The sequence below is a fragment of the Chlamydiota bacterium genome, from assembly GCA_016178055.1.
Lineage (GTDB): Bacteria > Auribacterota > JACPWU01 > JACPWU01 > JACPWU01 > JACOUC01.
In genome coordinates this window covers 1-18647 of record JACOUC010000077.1, presented here as the reverse complement: position 1 = coordinate 18647, position 18647 = coordinate 1, and the positions used below count along the sequence as shown (strand labels likewise).

Sequence of the window (18647 nt, the reverse complement as noted above, 5' to 3'; positions counted from 1 at the left end):
GTGAAAGCACGTGAAATAATGAGGGATCATTTTTATGATGGGCACTCCCAAAATGGCATGGACTCAAAAGCATCAATCCCTTTTTTTGAATCTCACCTTTTGGTTCCTTCTCCTTATAGGTTTTTTTTTAAGGATTCGTGGCTTATTTCATTGGGTGAATGGAGGGACGGTTCATAGTGATGCAAGATTGATTTTAAATCAGGCGATGGACTTCTCCAAGGGATTATGGGCGATCCCTGTTATTCCCACCTATCCTGCAATTCTCTATTTCTTTGCGGGCCTCTTCTTCTTTTTTGATCGATGTATTTTGTCTCTAGGGTGGGGACCCTGGGTTGTTGGTGAACCCTTTTCCATGGCAAAATATACCATTCTTGCGACGCTCTTTTGTAATGGGGTTGCGATGATGACCCAAATTCTTGTCTATCGTATTGGAAGAAGAGTTTATGGGGCATGGGGAGGAATCGCTGTTTTGGCCTTATTCTCTTTTTCAACATTTCATATTCTGAATGCACATTATCCTTATGCAGAACCACCTGCCACTTTCTTCATTGCGCTTCTCCTTTGGATGGGAATAAGAATTTTTGAAGATGGAAATTTGAAATGGTTTCCTTTAAGTGGGATGGTTTGGGGAATGGCTGTGGCAACAAAACCCAATGGTCTCTTGGGATGTGTGATTATTCTAACCTCTTCTATTTTGAGGATTTTTTCTTTCAAAAGTACATTCAAAACTATTGCTCGTAATCTCCTTTTTTTTCTGGCGGTAGGTCTTCTGACGTACTTTGTTTTTACCCCCTATTATTTGAAACACTTTAGTTTATTGACGAGTTCCTGGTTGGGTCGAGTTCAGGATCAATATCCCTCTTTTCATCAGACATCCCTGATTCAGGGTTTAAAAAAGGAATGGATGATTCTTCTCGACGGATATGGGTTGGGAATTTTTGTTTTATTTATTCTCTCAGTTTTTTTCAATCGGCATCGACAAATTCTAATATTTTTATCTTATCCTCTATTTTATTTTTTGGCTTTAGGGATGAATCGCTTCATTGATGAGCGGTATATGGATTCTTTTACTCCTTTTTTGGCCTTGATCCCGGTGGGTGCTCTCTTCTGGATGTGGCACGAGATAAAAACCTTAAAAGTTTTTGGGCGTATGCTCATTGGAATTTTAGGAATGGTTATTTTAATTCATCCCCTTTATTCCTCAGTCGAGTTGTCCTGGCTGATCGGTCAAAAAGACACGCGAGATTGGGCTGCTGAGTGGATAAAGCGTAATCTTCCTCTTTCGACGAAGGTGATGATGGTGCCGTCCCTTCTCTATGAACCAGAACTTGCTAATCAAGGTTTTAAAGTGGTCCCTCATACCTCTCAGACCTTTGAAGAAGCTCAATCTCAGGCGGATTGGTACTCTGCTTCAGGAATGAAAATCCATCGTCCTTGCTGGAATCAAAATCCAGTCTGGCTTAAGTTATCAACTCAATATAAACCTATCCATCGTTTCGAACTGAAGGCGGCAAATTTTTTTCAGGTACCTATTTTTCTCTATGCATTTGATTGGGCTCGTGATGAAAGAGCTAAATCCATATGGCTTCCCAAGCCCTTTGTCTTTAAAGATGATTTTGAAATGATTTTTAAGGGAGACTTCTCGCCTTACGGGAAAGACGCCTTGGGAGGGAATCTTGGAAGAATTCCGATTCGTCGAATGTTGGTTTGTGATCAACCTTTAGAGATTTTGGGCCTTCGATGTTTTGGAGGACCTTCGTCCGAATTATTAAGGGTGACTCTAGCAGGGCATTTTTATCGAGTTCATCTAAAATCCTATCAAGAAATGATTCTTGAAAACATTCCAAAGAGATCATTCCCTTTTTGTAAGTGGATTTACAACGTCACAGCTCAAAATGCACATTCTCAACAAGGAGGGTTTCAGATTTTGACTGACTCTTTTGAAGTGGCTATGGCTGCGATTGAAATCAAAGATTACGCACGGGCAGCGAAGTATCTTCAGCAATCCTTATTAAGCTATTCTTATCCTCAAGATATCTTTTATTGGTTGGGCCTTTCCTGTACTTACTTGAAGGACTGGAAACTTGCAGAAGAATATTTTAATAAAGCCTTTAAGAAAAGTCCGCTTTCTAAATGGGAGTTTTTGGTTGATCAGAATAAAGGAAGTGCCTTTGAAAATGAATTTCAAAAATTGTTTGGGCAAAATCCAAATCTTTATCGTCATCTTTATCGGTTTGAATACAGAGCCGATCAGCTTTTCCACGAGCAAGGGGTTGGTTCTCTGCGAAGACGGGAAAATTCCGTTCTGACTTATCATCCCAAAAAGAATAGGCAAGGTTTTTTGGTTTATGGCCCTTACATCCATTTGCCAGAGGGGGCTTATCAAGTAACATTTGAATTGCAGGCACGCCCCCATGAGGGATCTTTAAACCCCGTAGCCCAAATAGATGTTTATTCCCAAGGCGAAATTGTTTCACGCATTCTTAAGCCAAAGGACTTTCATTCCTATCAATTTTCATCCTTCAAACTCAATTTTACTCATCGTCATCTATCTCGCAAATTGGAATTTAGAGTCAAGGTATTTGATTCTGAAGTCTCTGTTAAAAAAGTGATGGTTTATCCTCATCTTAAAAACGCCATTCGTGAAAATCTATCAAAATTTTATCAAGCCTTATCTCGATTAGCCTGGCACGAGAAAGCTTGGGATCAGGCTATGAAGTACGCAAAGAAAACAGTTCAATATGATTCTGAAAATGTTAAGGCGACTATTTTTTTAGGAAAACTTCAAATAAAGAAGGGTATGATCCCGCAAGCCATTCATACTTTGAATAAGGTTTTAAAGAGAATTCCTCATCATCGAGCTCTTCTTAAAATGATGAATCAGATTAAAGAACTATCAGCCTCTGAAAAAGAGCATGTTCAGCAACTTATAAAGGAAATAACCCCATCTGTTAAAGCCTCAATTTCTTTTGAGGGGGGGATTCACCTGATTGGGTTTGATCTTCCTGTCAGCCCGGTTCAACGGGGAAAAGAGTTTCAAATTCGGTATTATTGGCTATGTCGTCAATCTATTCCAGGTTCGTATGTTATTTTTGTTCACTTTGTGAAAGATTCTTCCGTTTTTCAGGCGGATCATGATCCTCTGGAGGGAAAATATCCTACCCAGCTTTGGGTTCCAGGGGAGGTTATTCCTGAAACCTGTAACGTTTCAGTTCCAATGGAGATCGAGCCAGGCCGTTATCAAATTCAGGTGGGTTTTTGGAACCCGAAAGGGGATGGGGAACGACTTCCTGTCTTGAAAACAAAGCTTCCCCATTTCCGAGAGGCTGTAACGATCGGTGAGATTAAGGTTATACCCAAGAATGGAGATAGGAAATGAGAACCGAGACGCAACAGCTTGAGCCAGATTGGCCTGAAGAAAACGTAGGCATACACTGAGAGGTCTCTGTCGAGGCTTTCTGAAGGCCAAGATGGCCAAGATGTTGCGTCGAATTCCATTTTCCTATCTCTGTTCTTGGGTTATATAGGTTTTGAATTTAATGAAACGAAAAAGAATATTTTTAGCAATAGGCACAATTATTTTTCTCCTTTTTTCTCTCATTGGATTTTTTTATATTGAGAGAAATCGAGTTCTTGAAGTTCCAATTTTGATGTATCACAAAATCGGTCGAGAGGTGAACGACAAATGGTGGGTTGACCCGGAAGATTTTGAAGCCCAGATCCGATTTCTCTCGGAAAAGGGTTATAAGAGCATTCTTCCTTCAGATTTATCAGCTCATGAGAAATGGGGGAAGCCCCTCCCGTCGAAGCCCGTGATCATTACCCTTGATGACGGATATTTAAACGCCTTAACTGAAGCAGAACCCATTCTTAAAAAATATCATTTCAAGGCGATCGTCTATTTAATTACAGAATACGTGGCTAAAGATAGAGAAGAGCGTAAAAAATTTGAGGGGGTTGATTGTCTTACCTGGTGTGAAGTGCGAGAGATGTACAAAAGGGGGACGATATCCTTTGGCGCTCACAGCAAGAGCCATCAAAGTTTCAAAAGAATCAAGGATCCCTATTTTGAAGTTAGGGGATGCTACAAGGATATTCGAAAATTTGGGGGATTTCGTACCCATTCCTTTTGTTATCCCTTTGGGGAATATAATCTACAATCGATAGAGGCCCTGAAACGATCAGGGTTTACGACGGGGATCACCTGTGATCAAGGGGTTCTTTTGACGGGGGCTAAAATGAAGTTGTATCAGCTGCCGAGGGTTCATGTCATTGGAGGACTCCATCATTTTGTTGTTTCAAGGGAGTTTGAAAAAGAAGGAGATCGCGAGTTTATATTTCGTGTAAGCAATGAAGGCGTTATGTTAGGAGTCGCTCCTCGCCTTTGCTATTCTGACGAGGGGAAGGAAGAAGGATGGCTTCCCTTGGTTGATTTAGGAAATCAACCTCTAGAATGGCGATGGGCGCTTAAAGAGGGTCAAAATAAAAAGCAATTCTCTTCCCTCGAGATTTGGGATAAAGCCAGAGTCCTTTGTTTATCTACATTTTCTTTAAAAACGGATCTTCAGAAACAGGACACTTAGATTTCAAGTCAAATTCGAAGAATATAGGATTGATTCTTCCTTGGTTGTAAAAAGCAAGCTGTGGTATGATCACCCTCAATTTGAAAGATAGGCAAAGTGCGCTGAATTAATCAAGGAGACTTTAGGATGAAAAAATATCTTTGGACAATTTTTTTGGGGAGCTTCTTTTGGGTTTCAGTTTCCGTGGGAGCCGATGTGGCTCCCTCCAATCAGTGGTCGGTTTGGTCAGGTTCTGACGGAAGCGACACGGAAATTTATTATGCTCGTAAAACAGGAGACGTCTGGTCTAAACCAGAACGTTTGAATCAAGATAATGCAGTTTCAGATGTTTCTCCTGCGATGGCTTTAGATAAAGAAGGAAGGGCCTTTGTCGTTTGGGTCAGGAAAAATGAAGATCGTCGTGAAGTTTATATTTCGAAATGGGATGGTGAAAAATGGTCGCCTGAAGAAGAAATCGGAGGATCTTCAAATCTTAAATTTTCAGAACCTTCTGTTGCAATCGATGAGGAAGGCCAAATTTGGGTGGTGGCCTGTGGAGTCAAAGAGGGGCAAGATGAAATTTATTGGACTTCTAAAACATCTTTAGGGTGGTCTTCTTGGAGTCGTTTAAATGCAGAAAATAATGTGCCGGATCTTGATCCCACGATTTTGGCTTTTAATCATAAAGTATGGGTGGTCTGGAATGGTTTTTATCAAGAGGGATACGAGCTTTTTTTTAGAGTTTGGGATCAAGGAAGCTGGGGTTCTCAAGCCCAGCTTTTCCCATTGGAAAAAACCGCGGGGTCATTTCCCTCTCTCATGTTAAAAGATGGGAAACCGAATCTTCTCTTTTATCGGGACGGCAAGGTATTTTCAAGTCAGAAGGAAGGGGATGGCTGGACGAAACCTTTTTCAATTCCTCTTTCTCTTGAATCCATCTTTTTAGATGTCTGGAAAAATCAAGGGGTTGTCCATACTCAATCCGTCTGGTATCAAAATGAGCGTGAACGGGGTTCACAAATCATTCTTTTGGATTCAGCGATCAGTGCTCCGTCTCGAGGACAAGCCCTTGCCTGGCTTAAAAAATTTTTAAAAGTAAATGGCAGTGAAGCTTGGGCCGCAACCAATGCCAATGTTTACTCGGCTTTTGGAGACAGCATTACCTCAGGGTTTCCAGAAGACGGTTCCGGAGGTTACCCTTCTCGTTTACAAGGAAAACTTACATCAAAATTTGGTGCTTCCACTGTTGTTAATCGGGGTGTGGGTGGAGAAAGAACTGTTGATGGTCTTTCGAGGATTAATTCAGTTTTGAGTGCAGATAATCCTGAATTTATTTTAATTATGGAAGGGACCAATGACGCGGGAGATGAAAGATCGCCTGAATCAATCACTTTTAACTTAGGGGAGATGGTCAATCGGGCCATTGCCTTTGGAACGCGTCCCGTCGTTTCGACCATTACACCACGATTAGATAATCACAATGGAAATGTAGAAAATACGAATAGTCTCATTCGTGGTTTAGCAGGGTCAAAAGGAGCCACCCTGGTTGATAATTATGCGGCCATTAGTTCAAAGTCCAATTTTGAAAGTTTATATACGGACCATGTTCATTTCAATGGTTCAGGTTATGAAATTCTTGCTCAAACCTGGTTTAGTGGAATCGAAGGCATTAAAGGAGGGGGAGGGGGTGGTGGATGTGGAACGGTTCAACCTAAATTTCCTGATAAATGGAATTTGAATTTGGAACCCCTTCTTTTTCTCACTTTCGTTTTTCTGATGTTTAAAGGAATGAGAAGATGGGCTAAGGTTTAGATTCGTTGATTTTTAACTGTCCTTTTTGCTTTTGTTTTTCAACTTTAAACTTTAAACTGTTTTGATGTGTGGAATCGCAGGTTTTAATTGGAAGGATGCTCCATTAGTACAAGCCATGGGTCGAGAGATCGCCCATCGAGGGCCTGACCAGCAGGGCTTTCATGTCGAAGAGGAAATTTCTTTGGCCCACCAGCGTTTGAGCATTCTCGATCTAAGTGAGCATGGTCGCCAGCCCATGTCCAATGCCTCTTGTGCCAAATGTGCACGCCCCCTTTGGGTTGTTTTTAATGGAGAAATCTATAATTTTAAGGAAGTAAAACATGACCTTGAAGCAAAAGGTCATATCTTCACAAGCCAATGTGATACCGAAGTGATTCTCCATGCTTACGGCGAATATGGGAAGGAGGCCCTCCACCTTTTTAATGGCATGTTCGCTTTTGCCATTTGGGATTCTACCCAGCATGAACTTTTTTTAGTCAGAGATCGATTAGGTGTAAAGCCCCTCTATTATTATCATCAGAATCGAAAATTTGTTTTTGCCTCAGAAATCAAGGCGATGTTGAAGTATTCAGGTATTTCTCGTGATCCAAATCCACAAGCGATTTATGACTATTTGGGCTATGAATTTGTTCCGGCGAGAGAGACAATGTTTCGCGATATTCATAAACTCGCCCCCAGCCATTGGCTCCTCTTCAAAAATGGGCAAATTCAAATCGAACGTTATTGGGATATCAAGTTTGATTCTAAGCGCCATCGAAGGGGAGCTAATCGTCAAAAGCTCCAAAATGAAATCATTGACCGCTTAAGCGAATCCGTTCGCAAAAGACTCATCAGTGATGTTCCCCTCGGAGTTTTTCTTTCTGGAGGTTTAGATTCTAGCTCTGTCGTAGCCCTCATGACGCGTCACATGAAAGAGCCGGTGAAAACTTTTTCTTTGGGGTATGAGGATCCTTCGTTCAGTGAGCTTGATTACGCTAGACAAGTCTCAAAACAATTTAAGACGGATCACACAGAAATGATGATTGAACCCATCACCATCCCTCTTTTTGAAAAAGCAGTTTGGCATTTGGATGAACCGATGACTGATTTATCGACCATTCCTTTTATGTTGATTTGTAAAAAGGCGAAGGAAAAAGTGACGGTTTGCTTGAGTGGGGAGGGCGGGGATGAGGTTTTTGTGGGATACGATCGATTTAAGGCGAGTAAATTTGATCAACTTTTTCAGAGAATACCTAATGTACTTCGTCAGCATCTTTTAAGTCCTTTGATTGAAAAATTACCCGATCAATCTCAAAAGAAAGGCCTTTTTAATGTGATCAGGCGGTTTATGGACGGTTCCAGTCTTCCCGAAGCTGGCCATCACATGCGCTGGCAGTATTTTTTAAATCCTAAAAATAGTTCTCTTCTTTTTTCGGATGAGGTTTTGCAATACGCCCATGGAGGCCCCTTTGAAAAAATTGAAAAAATACTTTCACACTCTTCTTCAAAAGACAGGTTAGATCAAGAAATGTATATTGACCTTCGATTTACCATGCCAGAAAGTGTCTTGATGAAGGTCGATAAAATGAGTATGGCGAGTGCCTTAGAAGTCCGTGTTCCTTTTTTGGATTATGAATTTATTGAATTTAGCGCCACGATTCCAAGTGAATGGAAGCTAGAAGGTTTTAGGACGAAGGCCATTTTTAGGGATTCTCTTCGAGGCATTCTCCCTGAAAATATTGTTGAGCGAGGAAAACAAGGCTACAGCTTTCCCATTAAAAACTGGCTTCGACAAGAGTTGAAAAATTATATGATTGAACTCTTGAATGAGTCGCCCCTCATTAAACAATATTTAAAAAGAGATTACATTAATCTTCTGATTCAGCAGCATGTTGCCCGAACTCACAACCATAATCACATCCTCTGGGCCCTCATGAACTTAGCCTTATGGCATAAGATTTTTGTTTTAGGCCAAGGCGTGCCAAGGGGTTCAGTGTAATCGAATTAGAGTTGTTGAAAAAGATAGGAGAACTCCCATGAGTAACATTAGCCTCAGACTACCAAATTCTTTACATCGATTTGTCCGTTCTCTTGCCGGAAGAGAACACGTGTCGATTAATCAAATGATTACGCTTGCCCTGGCCGAAAAAATCTCAGCGCTTACGACAGAAGAGTATTTGGGAAAACGGGCAAATAAAGGAAATAGAAAAACTTTTTTAAAGGCCTTAAGCAAGGTATCCAATATAGAACCAGCATCGTATGACCGCATCTAACTTCAAAATTCAAAAGGGGCATTCTGACTAGCTAAGATTGAAGGTTTGGTACGAGATGGTTGGGAAGAAAAATTTATGGTATCATCCATGATGGATATAGGGAAAATTCGTAGGGCATTCAGTGAGTATAAATTTCGTTATACAAAACATGCTGCAGAGCAAAGAATTGCGAGAAGAGTAAGTGGTGAAGAGATTGAAGAGTCCATTCTTGGAGGAGAAATTATTGAACAATATCCGACAGATAAATATGGCCCCAGTTGCCTTATCTGTGGACAAGCAAAGAGTGGAAGGGTTTTACATATTCAGATAGCCCTTTTGCCAATGATCAGTGTTGTAACTGTTTATGAGCCTAACCCAAAGGAGTGGATCGATCATAAAATTAGGAGGAGGCAAAGATGAACGAGTGTTCTGTTTGTCACGGCAAGACGGATCTCAAGGAGATCACCTATACTCAATGGTATCGGAATCGATTGATTGCTGTTGAGAATGTGCCGGCATCTATTTGTGAAAACTGTGGTGAGGAATATTTCTCGCCTGAAGTTGTTGACAAATTGCAAAAGGTTATCGAAGCGGATCATGCTTCTAAAACACTGAAAGTACCTGTCTTTCGTTTTGCATCATGATTCATCTGGTGTGTTCGCCTTTTTTAATCACTTCGTTTTGGCCACTATGACCGCATCTAGCTTCAAAATTCAAAAAGGGCATTCTGGCTAGCTAAGATTGAAGGCTTGGGCGGGTGAAGAGAATGTGTTGACAAAAGGCACACTTTTTTATTATCTTTTCTTATAGGAACTATGGAAATACTTTTCAAGTGGGACCCAGAGAAAAATTTGAAGCTCATTAAAGAGAGGGGAATATCTTTTGAGGCTATCGTATCACATATTGAGCAGGGAGATGTAATAGCTACAGTGCAAGGGAAGGGCAAGTATAGTCATCAGAAACAGTTCGTTGTTTCGGTCAACCAATATATCTATATTGTCCCTTTTGTGGAAGAGAAGGGCGCTCTTTTTCTTAAAACTATTTTTCCAAGTCGTAAACTGACAAAACAATATTTGTTCGGAGGTGATTAGAATGAAACCGTATTCATTAGACACAGAGGAGTTGGAAATTCTCGACGCAATCGAAAAGGGAGAATGGAAGTTGGCTAGACCCAACAAATCAGAATTAGCTCGTTATATGCAAATAGCCAAGAATACCCTTCGCAAGGATCAGCGAATGAATATCAGAATTTCAAAAGCTGATTTAAACAGAATCAAGGTCAAAGCTGTTGAAAGGGGCATTCCTTATCAAACATTGGTTGCAAGTATTCTCCATCAATACGTGTCGGGTACCCTCATTGCTGCTTAACAATAAGATTATTAGTCTATAATCACTTCGTTTTGGCCACTATGACCGCATCTAGTTTCAAAATTCAAAAAGGCCATTCTGGATCGGCGCTTCGCCAGTATCAGGATTTAGTGGTAGGGAGCCGGAGCCTCTGGTTTTTATTCAAGTTTGAACTCATCACCCTTTTATTTGGCGGAATTTCTGGGGCTTTGGGACTTCTTCTTCGAAAGTGGACTTATCCCTGGATTCTTGGGAAAGTTGGTAAAGGCGTTGTTTTTGGCCATCACATAACCCTTCGTCATCCTCAAAAAATAGAAATTGGAGAAGGTTCTATCATTGATGATTATGTCCTGTTGGATGCCAAGGGAATCCAAAATAAAGGTATTCAAATAGGAGAGAATGTTTTCATCGGACGCCAATGTATTATTTATTGCAAGGATGGAAATATCGTTTTAGAAAATCGGGTGAATCTCGGGCATCGTACCATTCTCTTCTCGTCCAACCAACTTTGTTTAGGACAGGGGGCTCTCTTGGCCGCTGATTGCTATTGTATGAGCGGGGGGAGCTATGACTACGAAAGCCCCGTCAAATTTGTGGATCAAGAAGGGACCCTCACTCATGGACCTTTATCGATTGGAGCGAATGTTTGGTTAGGGGCAAAGGTTGTTGTCCTGGACGGTGCTTCAATTGGATCAGGGAGCGTCATCGGGGCAGGATCGGTGGTGACTCAATCCATCCCAGAAAAATCCGTTGCGGTTGGGGTACCAGCAAAGGTGGTAAAAAGCCTGTAAGGAGGGCGAGAAAAAATGAAGAAAAGGTCTTTTTTGAGAAAATTCAAGAATGATGCAGAAATGGATTTGGCCTTAGAATCTGAAGATCTATCAGAAGATTTTTGTCAACGAGGCATTGTTAAAAAGATGCAAATGAAAAAGATTAATCTTGATTTACCGCTCAGAGAGATTGAACAAATTGATCGAATTGCTGATAGAATTGGAGTTGCTCGTCAGCCTCTGATCAAACTTTGGATCTATGAGCGCTTGAAAGAGGAGGCTGTATAAAGGGGGCGCTTTTCAGTCTTTATTCTGAACCTTTTCTCTCACCTTTGCGCAAATTCCTGAGAAAGGAAAATCCTTAAGCTTTTCAGGACTTACCCACACCCAAGTTTTTTTGAGGGTGCGAGGAATTTGCCCTTCTACCCATTCATAGTCATAGATTTCGAGCCATTCGATAAGATGGGTGTAGATGTGTTTAAAATCGCCGATTTTTTTACCTATTTTAATTTGAAGCTGTACTTCCTTTTTTAGGTGCTCAAAATAAGCGGTCGTTCCCTCACCATTCTTTGTGACATAGGTTGGAAATTCCCAGAGTCCTCCCAAAAGACCTTTGAGGGGTCGTTGCCGGATGAGAAGTTTTCCTTTTTTCCAAATGAGGCCCCCAAACGTTTTAATATTTTTTTGAACGATTCTTTTTTCCGCAATAGGATATTTTCCTTGGAGACCTTGTTGAAAGGCCTTACAGTCAGATTGAATAGGACATAAAAGACAAACAGGATTTTGTGGCATACAAACGGTGGCTCCCAATTCCATCATGGCTTGGTTAAAGGAATTGGCCTCGCCTTTTACGAGGAGTCGCTCAGCCTCTTTATAGATTTTTCCTGGATCATTGGACAGTAAGAAAATACGGGAAAGAACACGCTTAACATTTCCATCGACGACCGGCACATCTTTATCAAAGGCAATGCTCGCAATGGCATTGGCTGTATAGAGCCCGATCCCTGGAAGCTCGATCAATTCTTTGGAGGTTTGAGGAATTCTTCCACCATATTTTTCAACGATCCATTGGGCCCCTTTATGAAGATTTCGAGCTCTTGAGTAGTAGCCGAGCCCTTCCCAGTGTTTCAAAACTTGATCAAGAGGAGCTTGGGCCAGTTTTTTAACATTGGGAAATTTCCTGATCCATCTCTCATAATAAGGAATCACTGTTTTAACCTGGGTTTGCTGAAGCATCATCTCAGAAACCCAGATCGCATAGGGGTCTTTGGTTTGTCGCCAGGGAAGATCTCTTTTATATTGGTGATACCAAGCCAAGAGTTTTTTTTGGATTTGAAGGGTATGGGTAAAGGATTTTTTTTCCATTTGGAAGCTCATTCTGGCAAAATCAGTTATGATTATCTATGGCAAAAAGTAATTTTCGACTTTTTTTGAGTTTTCGTTATTAAAACTGTTATGAATTTTTTATCAGGGGAATTATGTCTCATCGTGCTTTTATCTTAGGAGCGGGTTTGGGACAGCGTTTACGGCCTTTGACTGAGTGGCGTCCCAAGCCGACGGTGCCGATCATGGGAAGGCCCATGCTTGAATATGTTTTTGAACATTTGAAATCGGTTGGAGTTCAAGAAGTGGTGATGAATACCCATCATTGTCCCGAGGTTTATCAAGCCATGTTTGGTTTTGATCATCAGGGCCTAAAAATCAATTATTCTTTTGAGCCTGTGCTTTTAGACACAGGTGGAGGAATTAAAAAGTGCGAGGCATTTTTTAAGGATGGAACATTTATTGTCTATAACGGCGATATCTTGACCGATGGTGATTTAGCTTCGGCCATTCACCATCATCAAAAGGAGGAAAATCTCGCCACGATGATTTTGACAACCTCATCCGCCAATCCCAATGTAGCCCTGGATGAAAGAGGAAAGATTAGCGATTTAAGAGGAGTTTTGGAAAATACAACTCATCCAAAATATTCCTTCTCAGGGATTCATATTCTAGAACCGGCTTTGTTGGAATATATCCCTCCTAGAAGAGCTGTGTCCATTGTTGATGTGTATCTAGATTTAATTCGTCAGGGGAAAAAAATAGGAGGTTTTCTGTGGCCAGAGTGTTACTGGCAGGATATTGGCGATATTCGGACCTATCGAAAGGTTCAGGAGGATTTGATTCTGGGCCGCTATCGAACCCCTTTTCCTCTCCATCGTTTAGGGCAGGATGGCTCTGATCGCCTGTATTATCGAACAGAAAGAAAATCAGATTCTTTGATTGTCATGCACTACGGGAAGGAGAAAAAAGAAAATGCTTATTATGTAGACATTGCATGTTTTCTTAAAAGTATCGGACTTTCAGTTCCAGTAGTTGAGTATTCGGATCCAGAGCGAGGGATTGTTTGGGTTGAAGATTTAGGGGATTTAAGCTTATGCCATGCCTTTGGAGAAAAATCTCGGGGAGAAGTTTTAAAATTTTATGAAGAGGTGATTCAAGAGATTTCAAAACTTCATCGAGAAGGGGCTTCTCAGTATCAAAAATTAAAATTTCAAATTTGTCCTCCTTTCACCGAGCGTACCTATCTCTGGGAGTCTAGTTACTTTGAAGAAAATTGCCTCAAGGCCTTTTTTCATTTTCAATTTCCATACGGATTAAGAAAGAGATTTGATGAAGATTGCAAGACTTTGGCTGAACTTTTATCAAAAGAAAAAAATGTGCTGATTCATCGGGACCTTCAATCCAAAAACATCATGATGAAAAATGATCATCCCTATTTAATTGATTTTCAGGGGATGAGACTGGGCCTGCCCGCTTACGATCTTGCGTCGCTTCTCTGGGACCCGTATGTTTCTTTAAGGGATGTAGAGAGATCGCATCTTTTTAATTTCTATCTGAAAGAGGGTTTTTCTTCTGAGGAAGCCGAGCATTTCATAAAAATTTATCTCCTTGCCTCACTTCAACGCCTCATGCAGGCCTTGGGCGCCTATGGATTTCTGGGATTAAAGAAGGGGAAGAAACAATTTTTAGAATATATTCCTGTTGCCCTGGCTCGTCTTTCGGAGAATGTAGAGATGCTTGCAGGGTTTGAAGGGCTTAAAGAGACTCTAAAAAAGGTAACTCAAAATGAATCAGCTTATTGTATAATCACCTAAAATGATCCTTTACGAAGAAGTGTTTAAAGAATTTCAAAAACAGCATGTCAAATATGTCTTGGTTGGAGGGATTGCCCTGAATCTTCATGGTGCTTTGAGAAATACCTTTGATTTGGATATTCTGGTAGAGATGAGTGATGAGAATTTGGCGAAGGTGGTAAAAATTTTAAAGAGACAAGGCTATCAAGTCCGACAACCTCTCGATCCCATGAAGATTGCTGACAAAAATACACGGCATGAATGGATTTCGAAAAAGCACATGAGGGCTTTTAATTTTTATAAAGATTCTGATATGAAAGAAGTAGATATTATTATCCATTCGCCCGTTTGTTACGAAAATGCGAGTAAAAAAGAGTTAAAGGTTAAAGTGGGAAGTTTGGTTGTGCCTTTGATTTCCATGGATGATTTAATTAAGATGAAAAAGGCTGCGGGTCGAGCGATTGATAAACTGGATATCGAAGAACTCAAAATCATCAAAAAACTAAAAGGCAAACCATGAACTTTGAATGGAAAACTCAAGAGGAGAAATTAAAAAGGTGGATGAAGATTTCTCCCCGTAAAAAGCTTGAATGGCTTTATGAAATGCATCAATTCAATTTGAAATATGACTCACCCTTTGTAAAACGGATTCGTAAAAAACTAAAAGAGTTAAGAAATGATTCCGTCAAGGCGTAGTATTAGGACTGATAATTTTTTATTCAACATATTCCTGTAGAATGAGTTGTAATTTTAAATTATGTCTGGAAAATTTAGAGATTTTTGATACAATTCCCTTCCAGGGGTGAATTTTATGCCACAGATTAATATTGCAAGACATGGCGGATTTTGTTTTGGAGTGAAACTTGCCGTGAATGCTGCCCTTAAGGCAAGCGGTGAGCATGACAACGTTGTCATGCTGGGGGACATTGTCCATAATGAACATGTGGTTCAAAAGATTGACAATGCGGGAGTGAAGGTTGTTGAGGATCTTGAGGGGACTCCAAAAGGAACATTGCTTTTAAGAGCCCATGGAAGTACTCCCCAAGTGTATGATGATGCAAAAAGGTTAGGTTTTAATATTCTCGATGCTACCTGCCCGTTGGTTTTGGAAATTCATGAGATTGTACGAGAACTGGACAAAGAAGGTTTTCAAATTGTGGTCATTGGAGATCATGGGCATGATGAGGTCCGCGGGATAGCGGCCCAAGTGAAAAACGCTATTGTTATTTCCAAACCAGAAGAGGTTCCTCAAGCCATTCCCAGAAGAATTAAAAAGCTGGGTGTGGTGACCCAATCGACTCAGAATATTGATAATGTGAAGCGGGTCATTGCTGAATTATCAGCTCGTGTAGGGGAACTCAAATTCGTGGATACAATTTGTGGTCCCACCAAGGCCTATCAGAGAGAAATTAGGCATTTACCTTTGGAAAATGATGTGATGATTATTGTAGGCTCTTTTAAAAGTGCCAATACCTGCCGTCTCACCGAAATTTCCCTTTCCTTAAATCCCCGAAGCCATCAAGTTGAATCTCCTGAAGATGTTAAACTTGAATGGTTTCAAAATGCTAGAACGATTGGAGTTTCAGCCGGGGCCTCAACGCCAGACTGGATCATTCAAGAAGTGGTGAATCGCCTCAAGGAACTCACTCAATCCAATGAGCTGATTTGAGCGTGGGACTGAGATTTAAAGAAAGTCTACAGTCCATTGTAGATGATCTCTATAAAGATGGGAGAAAGTTATGGCTTATGAAAATCCTTTTGAACTTGTTTCGAGAGAATTCGAAAAAGCAAAAATTCCCTATATTTTAATTGGTGGTTTTGCAGTCAATTTCTATAAAGTGAGTCGGAGCACATTGGATGTGGATTTTCTGATGGCCTTAGAAGATTTTCAGAGTGCTGTTAGAGTGATGGAAAAAAATGGCTATCAGAAATTTGATGAAGGGGACTTTTTTGTTAGATTACGGCCTGCTGGTATAGCCGGAATGATTGTAGATTTTGTCTTGGTCGATCGAACGACTCTTGACAAAATACTTCAAGAAGCTAGGCCTGTAAAATTAGGAGGGTTAGATTTTAAGGTTCCCTCTTTAAATCATCTGATTGCCTTGAAACTACATGCCCTTAAGAACAATCCCAGAAGGGGGCCTAAAGATTTGTTGGATATTTTTGACTTAATCAAAAATAATGAAATGAATATCACTACCGAAGAGTTTCGACAATTATGTCTGAAATTTGGAACGGAAGAAGTTTATTCCAAAATATTAGAGGTTTTCAAATGAGCGATTTAAATTTAAACCTCCCTGTTATTAAAGAGGGTGCAATGCCACCTCCCATTGTTTCCATGGATGAATATATTGAGTTTTTTAAACTTTTTCAGAAATACTTTTTTAATCAAGAAGCCTACAACGCCTGGATAAAAATCTCCGCAGTAAATGTGAAGTTTGTACTGTAGGATTAAGGCAATTGCAAGAGCCAACAACCTACACTCACAACGCGAATCGGCCCAACTCTTTTGTCCATTCCCTTTGATCTCACCAGCTGTAGTGCGGGAACCCCTAAGCGATTGGAAAAATAAGAGAGGGCTTCAGACGGTTGTGTGTCTGAAAGCTTTGCCTCTATTAAAAGCCAGGGCTTACGGTCTTTTGTGATACAGAAATCAACCTCTCTTTGCGTTCGGTCTCGTAAGAACCCTAAGTCAAAGTCACCCATGCCCAAGTCTTGCCAGGTCTGAACCGCTTTCCATAAATGGCTCGCGACAAAATTTTCAAATCGGGCTCCTTCATCCTTAATTTGAGACCAGTCCCAGAGGTATATTTTTCTTTCCTTGTGAACAGATCGACTCAGCTTGGAAGTGTAGGGTTTGAGCGTAAAAAGAATATAGAGCCTTTCGAGAATTTCCAACCATGATCGAACGGTGTTATAGGCCACTTGCAAATCCTCCCTTAGATTATTCACACTCAGGACAGAGCCAATGCGACTGGGCAAGAGTAAGATGAGGTGTTCGATCAAGCTTAGATGGATGACCTGAGTAAGGTCTCGAATGTCTTCTCTGACCAGAAGCTCTCTTCTTTGAGAGGACCAACGGAGATGATTCTCTTCATTGGCTTGGAAAAATGTCCACTCAGCGTTTTAAGGATTTCTTTCGATAGGTGAGTTTTCCCGACTTGTCGTGGCCCAGCCAAAAGCACGAATTTTTTCTCTAAATCTTTTTGTATAAAAGGGGAAATGGTTCACATGACATAAAAATATAGCACTGAAATTTTGTCATGTCAAATTTTCAGTTGTATGAAATTTATGCGAAATCGGGCCTTTCTGCTTTTTAAGAAAATTAAGTCTTCTCCTGTTTATGAATGTCAAAATAATAAACAAAGTGTGCACTCAAAAGACCTTTTTTAAATGAAATATAACGAGCCTAATATCAAATAGTTATATGGTTTCTCTAAATTATTTTTGACCTTGCCGTCTATTTTCCAAAATAAATATTGAATATTAAATTTGGATATTCTATCCTACCTGTATGATCAAAAGGAAGGTGAAAGGGATATTAGAGGAATATTTGAGGAGTTTCCCGGCCGTGGTTTTGACAGGGGCTCGTCAGGTTGGGAAAACCACTCTTCTGAAATCTCTTTTGTCAAAATCCCATCGCTATGTATTGCTGGAAGATCCCGACGTGCGAGGGCAAGCTCAGGACGATCCGCGCTCTTTCTTAAGTCATTATCCTCCCCCTGTTATTTTTGATGAATTTCAGTACGTTCCCCATCTGACAAGTTATCTCCAAGGTCTCATTGATCAAGATCGCCAAAAGACGGGACAATTTGTTCTGACAGGGTCTCAAAATTTTCTGATGATGGAGCAGGTGAGTCAATCCTTGGCTGGGCGGGTGGGTCTCCTTTCCCTCTATGGACTCGAACGTGAGGAGCTTCCTTTGCCCAAGGGGCCTCTTCATGAGGAAAGGGATATTGCCCAGATTCTTTATCGGGGTACGTTTCCAGAACTTTGGATGAAACGGGATCTCAAACCATCCCACTGGTTTGGAAGTTATCTTCGAACCTATCTGGAAAGGGATGTGAGAAATCTGACTCAAGTGGGTAACCTCCTCTCTTTCGAACGTTTTATTCGTCTGTGTGCAATTCGAACAGGTCAGATTTTAAACCTAAGCGAGTTGGCTCGGGATTGTGGTATTTCTCAACCCACGGCTCAAAGATGGCTTTCTATCTTGATCCAGACCTATCAGGTTCATCTGATAGAGCCGTTTTATGAAAATTTGTCTTCGCGCATTCGCAAAAGTCCCAAGATTTATTTTATGGATACGGGGCTTGCCTCCTATCTCATGGGATTCAGAAATGCTTCATTGATTCCTCATTCACCCCAGTTGGGTGCTCTCTTTGAAACACTTGTCATTACAAATTTTATTAAATTTCACGCGGCCGAGGGGGAGGTTCCAGAGCATTACTACATTCAGGCCAAGACGGGATTGGAAGTAGATCTGATGCTGAGACGCGGAACTTCTTGGGCGCTTTATGAAATTAAGTATCGGAGAACCTTAGGGTCGCAGGATTTGAAACAACTTTTAGATGCGAAGGAGATTCTGAAGAAGAAGGTTGTAGGGTTGTATCGGTTGTCTCCCGTTTCAGAATCCTTCGTGCAAAAAGAGGTGACCCTCCATCCTTGGGATCAAGTTTGGGAAATTCAAAAAAGAGAATCCATAGCATCAAACTCTGGAAAAAGTTGATTTACTTATAGGCATATGCACTTGATTCCCCTAGTAGTCGCCCGATTCATCGGGCAATCCATGCAAGGGGCACAAGG

Annotated in this window: 20 protein-coding genes; 18 read left to right on the top strand and 2 right to left on the bottom strand. The window is 40.8% G+C overall.

The features are described 5' to 3' along the window. The first annotated feature begins 34 nt into the window (after nt 1-34). The 11 genes from HYS07_11010 (at nt 35) to HYS07_10960 (ending at nt 11010) form a co-directional block, all read left to right on the top strand. On the top strand, nt 35-3379 hold the full coding sequence (locus tag HYS07_11010; protein ID MBI1871701.1) for a glycosyltransferase family 39 protein: 3345 nt from the start codon (nt 35-37) through the stop codon (nt 3377-3379). 160 nt (nt 3380-3539) lie between these two features. Beyond that, on the top strand, nt 3540-4583 hold the full coding sequence (locus HYS07_11005) for a polysaccharide deacetylase family protein (GenBank protein ID MBI1871700.1): 1044 nt from the start codon (nt 3540-3542) through the stop codon (nt 4581-4583). A 126-nt stretch (nt 4584-4709) separates the two neighbouring features. Beyond that, complete coding sequence (locus tag HYS07_11000) at nt 4710-6374, top strand: SGNH/GDSL hydrolase family protein (GenBank protein MBI1871699.1); 1665 nt, start codon at nt 4710-4712, stop codon at nt 6372-6374. A gap of 64 nt (nt 6375-6438) precedes the next feature. Beyond that, nucleotides 6439-8352: an asparagine synthase (glutamine-hydrolyzing) gene (gene asnB, locus HYS07_10995; protein MBI1871698.1), complete on the top strand. Its 1914-nt coding sequence runs from the start codon at nt 6439-6441 to the stop codon at nt 8350-8352. A gap of 37 nt (nt 8353-8389) precedes the next feature. Continuing rightward, entirely contained in the window at nt 8390-8626 is a 237-nt protein-coding gene (locus tag HYS07_10990; GenBank protein ID MBI1871697.1) for a toxin-antitoxin system HicB family antitoxin, read from the top strand. 87 nt (nt 8627-8713) lie between these two features. Beyond that, nucleotides 8714-9025, top strand: coding sequence for a DUF4258 domain-containing protein (locus HYS07_10985; GenBank protein MBI1871696.1), 312 nt, complete (start codon nt 8714-8716; stop codon nt 9023-9025). Then, nucleotides 9022-9249: a type II toxin-antitoxin system MqsA family antitoxin gene (locus HYS07_10980; GenBank protein MBI1871695.1), complete on the top strand. Its 228-nt coding sequence runs from the start codon at nt 9022-9024 to the stop codon at nt 9247-9249. The genes HYS07_10985 and HYS07_10980 overlap by 4 nt, the downstream gene beginning before the upstream one ends. A 171-nt stretch (nt 9250-9420) precedes the next feature. Beyond that, nucleotides 9421-9696 carry a BrnT family toxin gene (locus tag HYS07_10975; protein ID MBI1871694.1) on the top strand — a complete coding sequence of 92 codons (276 nt, stop codon included), beginning with the start codon at nt 9421-9423 and terminating at the stop codon, nt 9694-9696. A gap of 1 nt (nt 9697) precedes the next feature. Beyond that, entirely contained in the window at nt 9698-9973 is a 276-nt protein-coding gene (locus HYS07_10970) for an antitoxin (protein MBI1871693.1), read from the top strand. A 41-nt stretch (nt 9974-10014) separates the two neighbouring features. Then, the gene (locus HYS07_10965) at nt 10015-10743 is read left to right on the top strand and encodes an acyltransferase (protein MBI1871692.1); all 729 of its coding nucleotides are present in this window, start codon (nt 10015-10017) and stop codon (nt 10741-10743) included. A gap of 15 nt (nt 10744-10758) precedes the next feature. Beyond that, on the top strand, nt 10759-11010 hold the full coding sequence (locus HYS07_10960; protein MBI1871691.1) for a CopG family transcriptional regulator: 252 nt from the start codon (nt 10759-10761) through the stop codon (nt 11008-11010). Between the two features lie 12 nt (nt 11011-11022). Here the strand turns inward: HYS07_10960 and mutY are convergent, their stop codons facing one another. Beyond that, complete coding sequence (gene mutY, locus HYS07_10955; GenBank protein ID MBI1871690.1) at nt 11023-12087, bottom strand: A/G-specific adenine glycosylase; 1065 nt, start codon at nt 12085-12087, stop codon at nt 11023-11025. A 113-nt stretch (nt 12088-12200) separates the two neighbouring features. On the opposite strand from mutY, the gene HYS07_10950 reads away from it, so the two are divergent. From HYS07_10950 to HYS07_10925, 6 genes are all read left to right on the top strand, one after another. After that, nucleotides 12201-13862 carry a phosphotransferase gene (locus tag HYS07_10950; protein MBI1871689.1) on the top strand — a complete coding sequence of 554 codons (1662 nt, stop codon included), beginning with the start codon at nt 12201-12203 and terminating at the stop codon, nt 13860-13862. A gap of 1 nt (nt 13863) precedes the next feature. Beyond that, complete coding sequence (locus tag HYS07_10945) at nt 13864-14361, top strand: nucleotidyltransferase family protein (GenBank protein MBI1871688.1); 498 nt, start codon at nt 13864-13866, stop codon at nt 14359-14361. Beyond that, nucleotides 14358-14537, top strand: coding sequence for a hypothetical protein (locus HYS07_10940; GenBank protein ID MBI1871687.1), 180 nt, complete (start codon nt 14358-14360; stop codon nt 14535-14537). The genes HYS07_10945 and HYS07_10940 overlap by 4 nt, the downstream gene beginning before the upstream one ends. A 115-nt stretch (nt 14538-14652) precedes the next feature. Then, a complete protein-coding gene (ispH, locus tag HYS07_10935) occupies nt 14653-15510 on the top strand; it encodes a 4-hydroxy-3-methylbut-2-enyl diphosphate reductase (protein ID MBI1871686.1) in 858 nt (285 codons plus the stop codon). 70 nt (nt 15511-15580) lie between these two features. Then, entirely contained in the window at nt 15581-16117 is a 537-nt protein-coding gene (locus HYS07_10930) for a nucleotidyltransferase (protein MBI1871685.1), read from the top strand. Beyond that, nucleotides 16114-16290 (top strand): hypothetical protein, encoded by a 177-nt coding sequence (locus tag HYS07_10925; GenBank protein MBI1871684.1) that lies wholly within the window; start codon nt 16114-16116, stop codon nt 16288-16290. Before HYS07_10930 ends, HYS07_10925 begins: the two co-directional genes overlap by 4 nt. Before the next feature lie 2 nt (nt 16291-16292). Here HYS07_10925 and HYS07_10920 read toward each other — a convergent pair whose 3' ends face one another. Next, on the bottom strand, nt 16293-16847 hold the full coding sequence (locus tag HYS07_10920) for a DUF4143 domain-containing protein (protein MBI1871683.1): 555 nt from the start codon (nt 16845-16847) through the stop codon (nt 16293-16295). Between the two features lie 523 nt (nt 16848-17370). Here HYS07_10920 and HYS07_10915 point away from each other — a divergent pair. Continuing rightward, entirely contained in the window at nt 17371-18570 is a 1200-nt protein-coding gene (locus HYS07_10915; protein ID MBI1871682.1) for an ATP-binding protein, read from the top strand. Nucleotides 18571-18647: the final 77 nt, after the last annotated feature.

Excerpts from the sequence above, each read along its gene's own strand:
- HYS07_10945 (MBI1871688.1), top strand. The coding sequence starts at position 13,864 with ATGATCCTTTACGAAGAAGTGTTTAAAGAATTTCAAAAACAGCATGTC.
- HYS07_10970 (MBI1871693.1), top strand. The coding sequence starts at position 9,698 with ATGAAACCGTATTCATTAGACACAGAGGAGTTGGAAATTCTCGACGCA.
- HYS07_10985 (MBI1871696.1), top strand. The coding sequence starts at position 8,714 with ATGATGGATATAGGGAAAATTCGTAGGGCATTCAGTGAGTATAAATTT.
- HYS07_10950 (MBI1871689.1), top strand. The coding sequence starts at position 12,201 with ATGTCTCATCGTGCTTTTATCTTAGGAGCGGGTTTGGGACAGCGTTTA.
- HYS07_11010 (MBI1871701.1), top strand. The coding sequence starts at position 35 with ATGATGGGCACTCCCAAAATGGCATGGACTCAAAAGCATCAATCCCTT.
- HYS07_10980 (MBI1871695.1), top strand. The coding sequence starts at position 9,022 with ATGAACGAGTGTTCTGTTTGTCACGGCAAGACGGATCTCAAGGAGATC.
- HYS07_10990 (MBI1871697.1), top strand. The coding sequence starts at position 8,390 with ATGAGTAACATTAGCCTCAGACTACCAAATTCTTTACATCGATTTGTC.
- asnB (MBI1871698.1), top strand. The coding sequence starts at position 6,439 with ATGTGTGGAATCGCAGGTTTTAATTGGAAGGATGCTCCATTAGTACAA.
- HYS07_11005 (MBI1871700.1), top strand. The coding sequence starts at position 3,540 with ATGAAACGAAAAAGAATATTTTTAGCAATAGGCACAATTATTTTTCTC.
- HYS07_11000 (MBI1871699.1), top strand. The coding sequence starts at position 4,710 with ATGAAAAAATATCTTTGGACAATTTTTTTGGGGAGCTTCTTTTGGGTT.
- HYS07_10965 (MBI1871692.1), top strand. The coding sequence starts at position 10,015 with ATGACCGCATCTAGTTTCAAAATTCAAAAAGGCCATTCTGGATCGGCG.
- HYS07_10960 (MBI1871691.1), top strand. The coding sequence starts at position 10,759 with ATGAAGAAAAGGTCTTTTTTGAGAAAATTCAAGAATGATGCAGAAATG.
- HYS07_10975 (MBI1871694.1), top strand. The coding sequence starts at position 9,421 with ATGGAAATACTTTTCAAGTGGGACCCAGAGAAAAATTTGAAGCTCATT.
- HYS07_10940 (MBI1871687.1), top strand. The coding sequence starts at position 14,358 with ATGAACTTTGAATGGAAAACTCAAGAGGAGAAATTAAAAAGGTGGATG.
- ispH (MBI1871686.1), top strand. The coding sequence starts at position 14,653 with ATGCCACAGATTAATATTGCAAGACATGGCGGATTTTGTTTTGGAGTG.
- mutY (MBI1871690.1), bottom strand. The coding sequence starts at position 12,087 with ATGGAAAAAAAATCCTTTACCCATACCCTTCAAATCCAAAAAAAACTC.
- HYS07_10930 (MBI1871685.1), top strand. The coding sequence starts at position 15,581 with ATGGCTTATGAAAATCCTTTTGAACTTGTTTCGAGAGAATTCGAAAAA.
- HYS07_10925 (MBI1871684.1), top strand. The coding sequence starts at position 16,114 with ATGAGCGATTTAAATTTAAACCTCCCTGTTATTAAAGAGGGTGCAATG.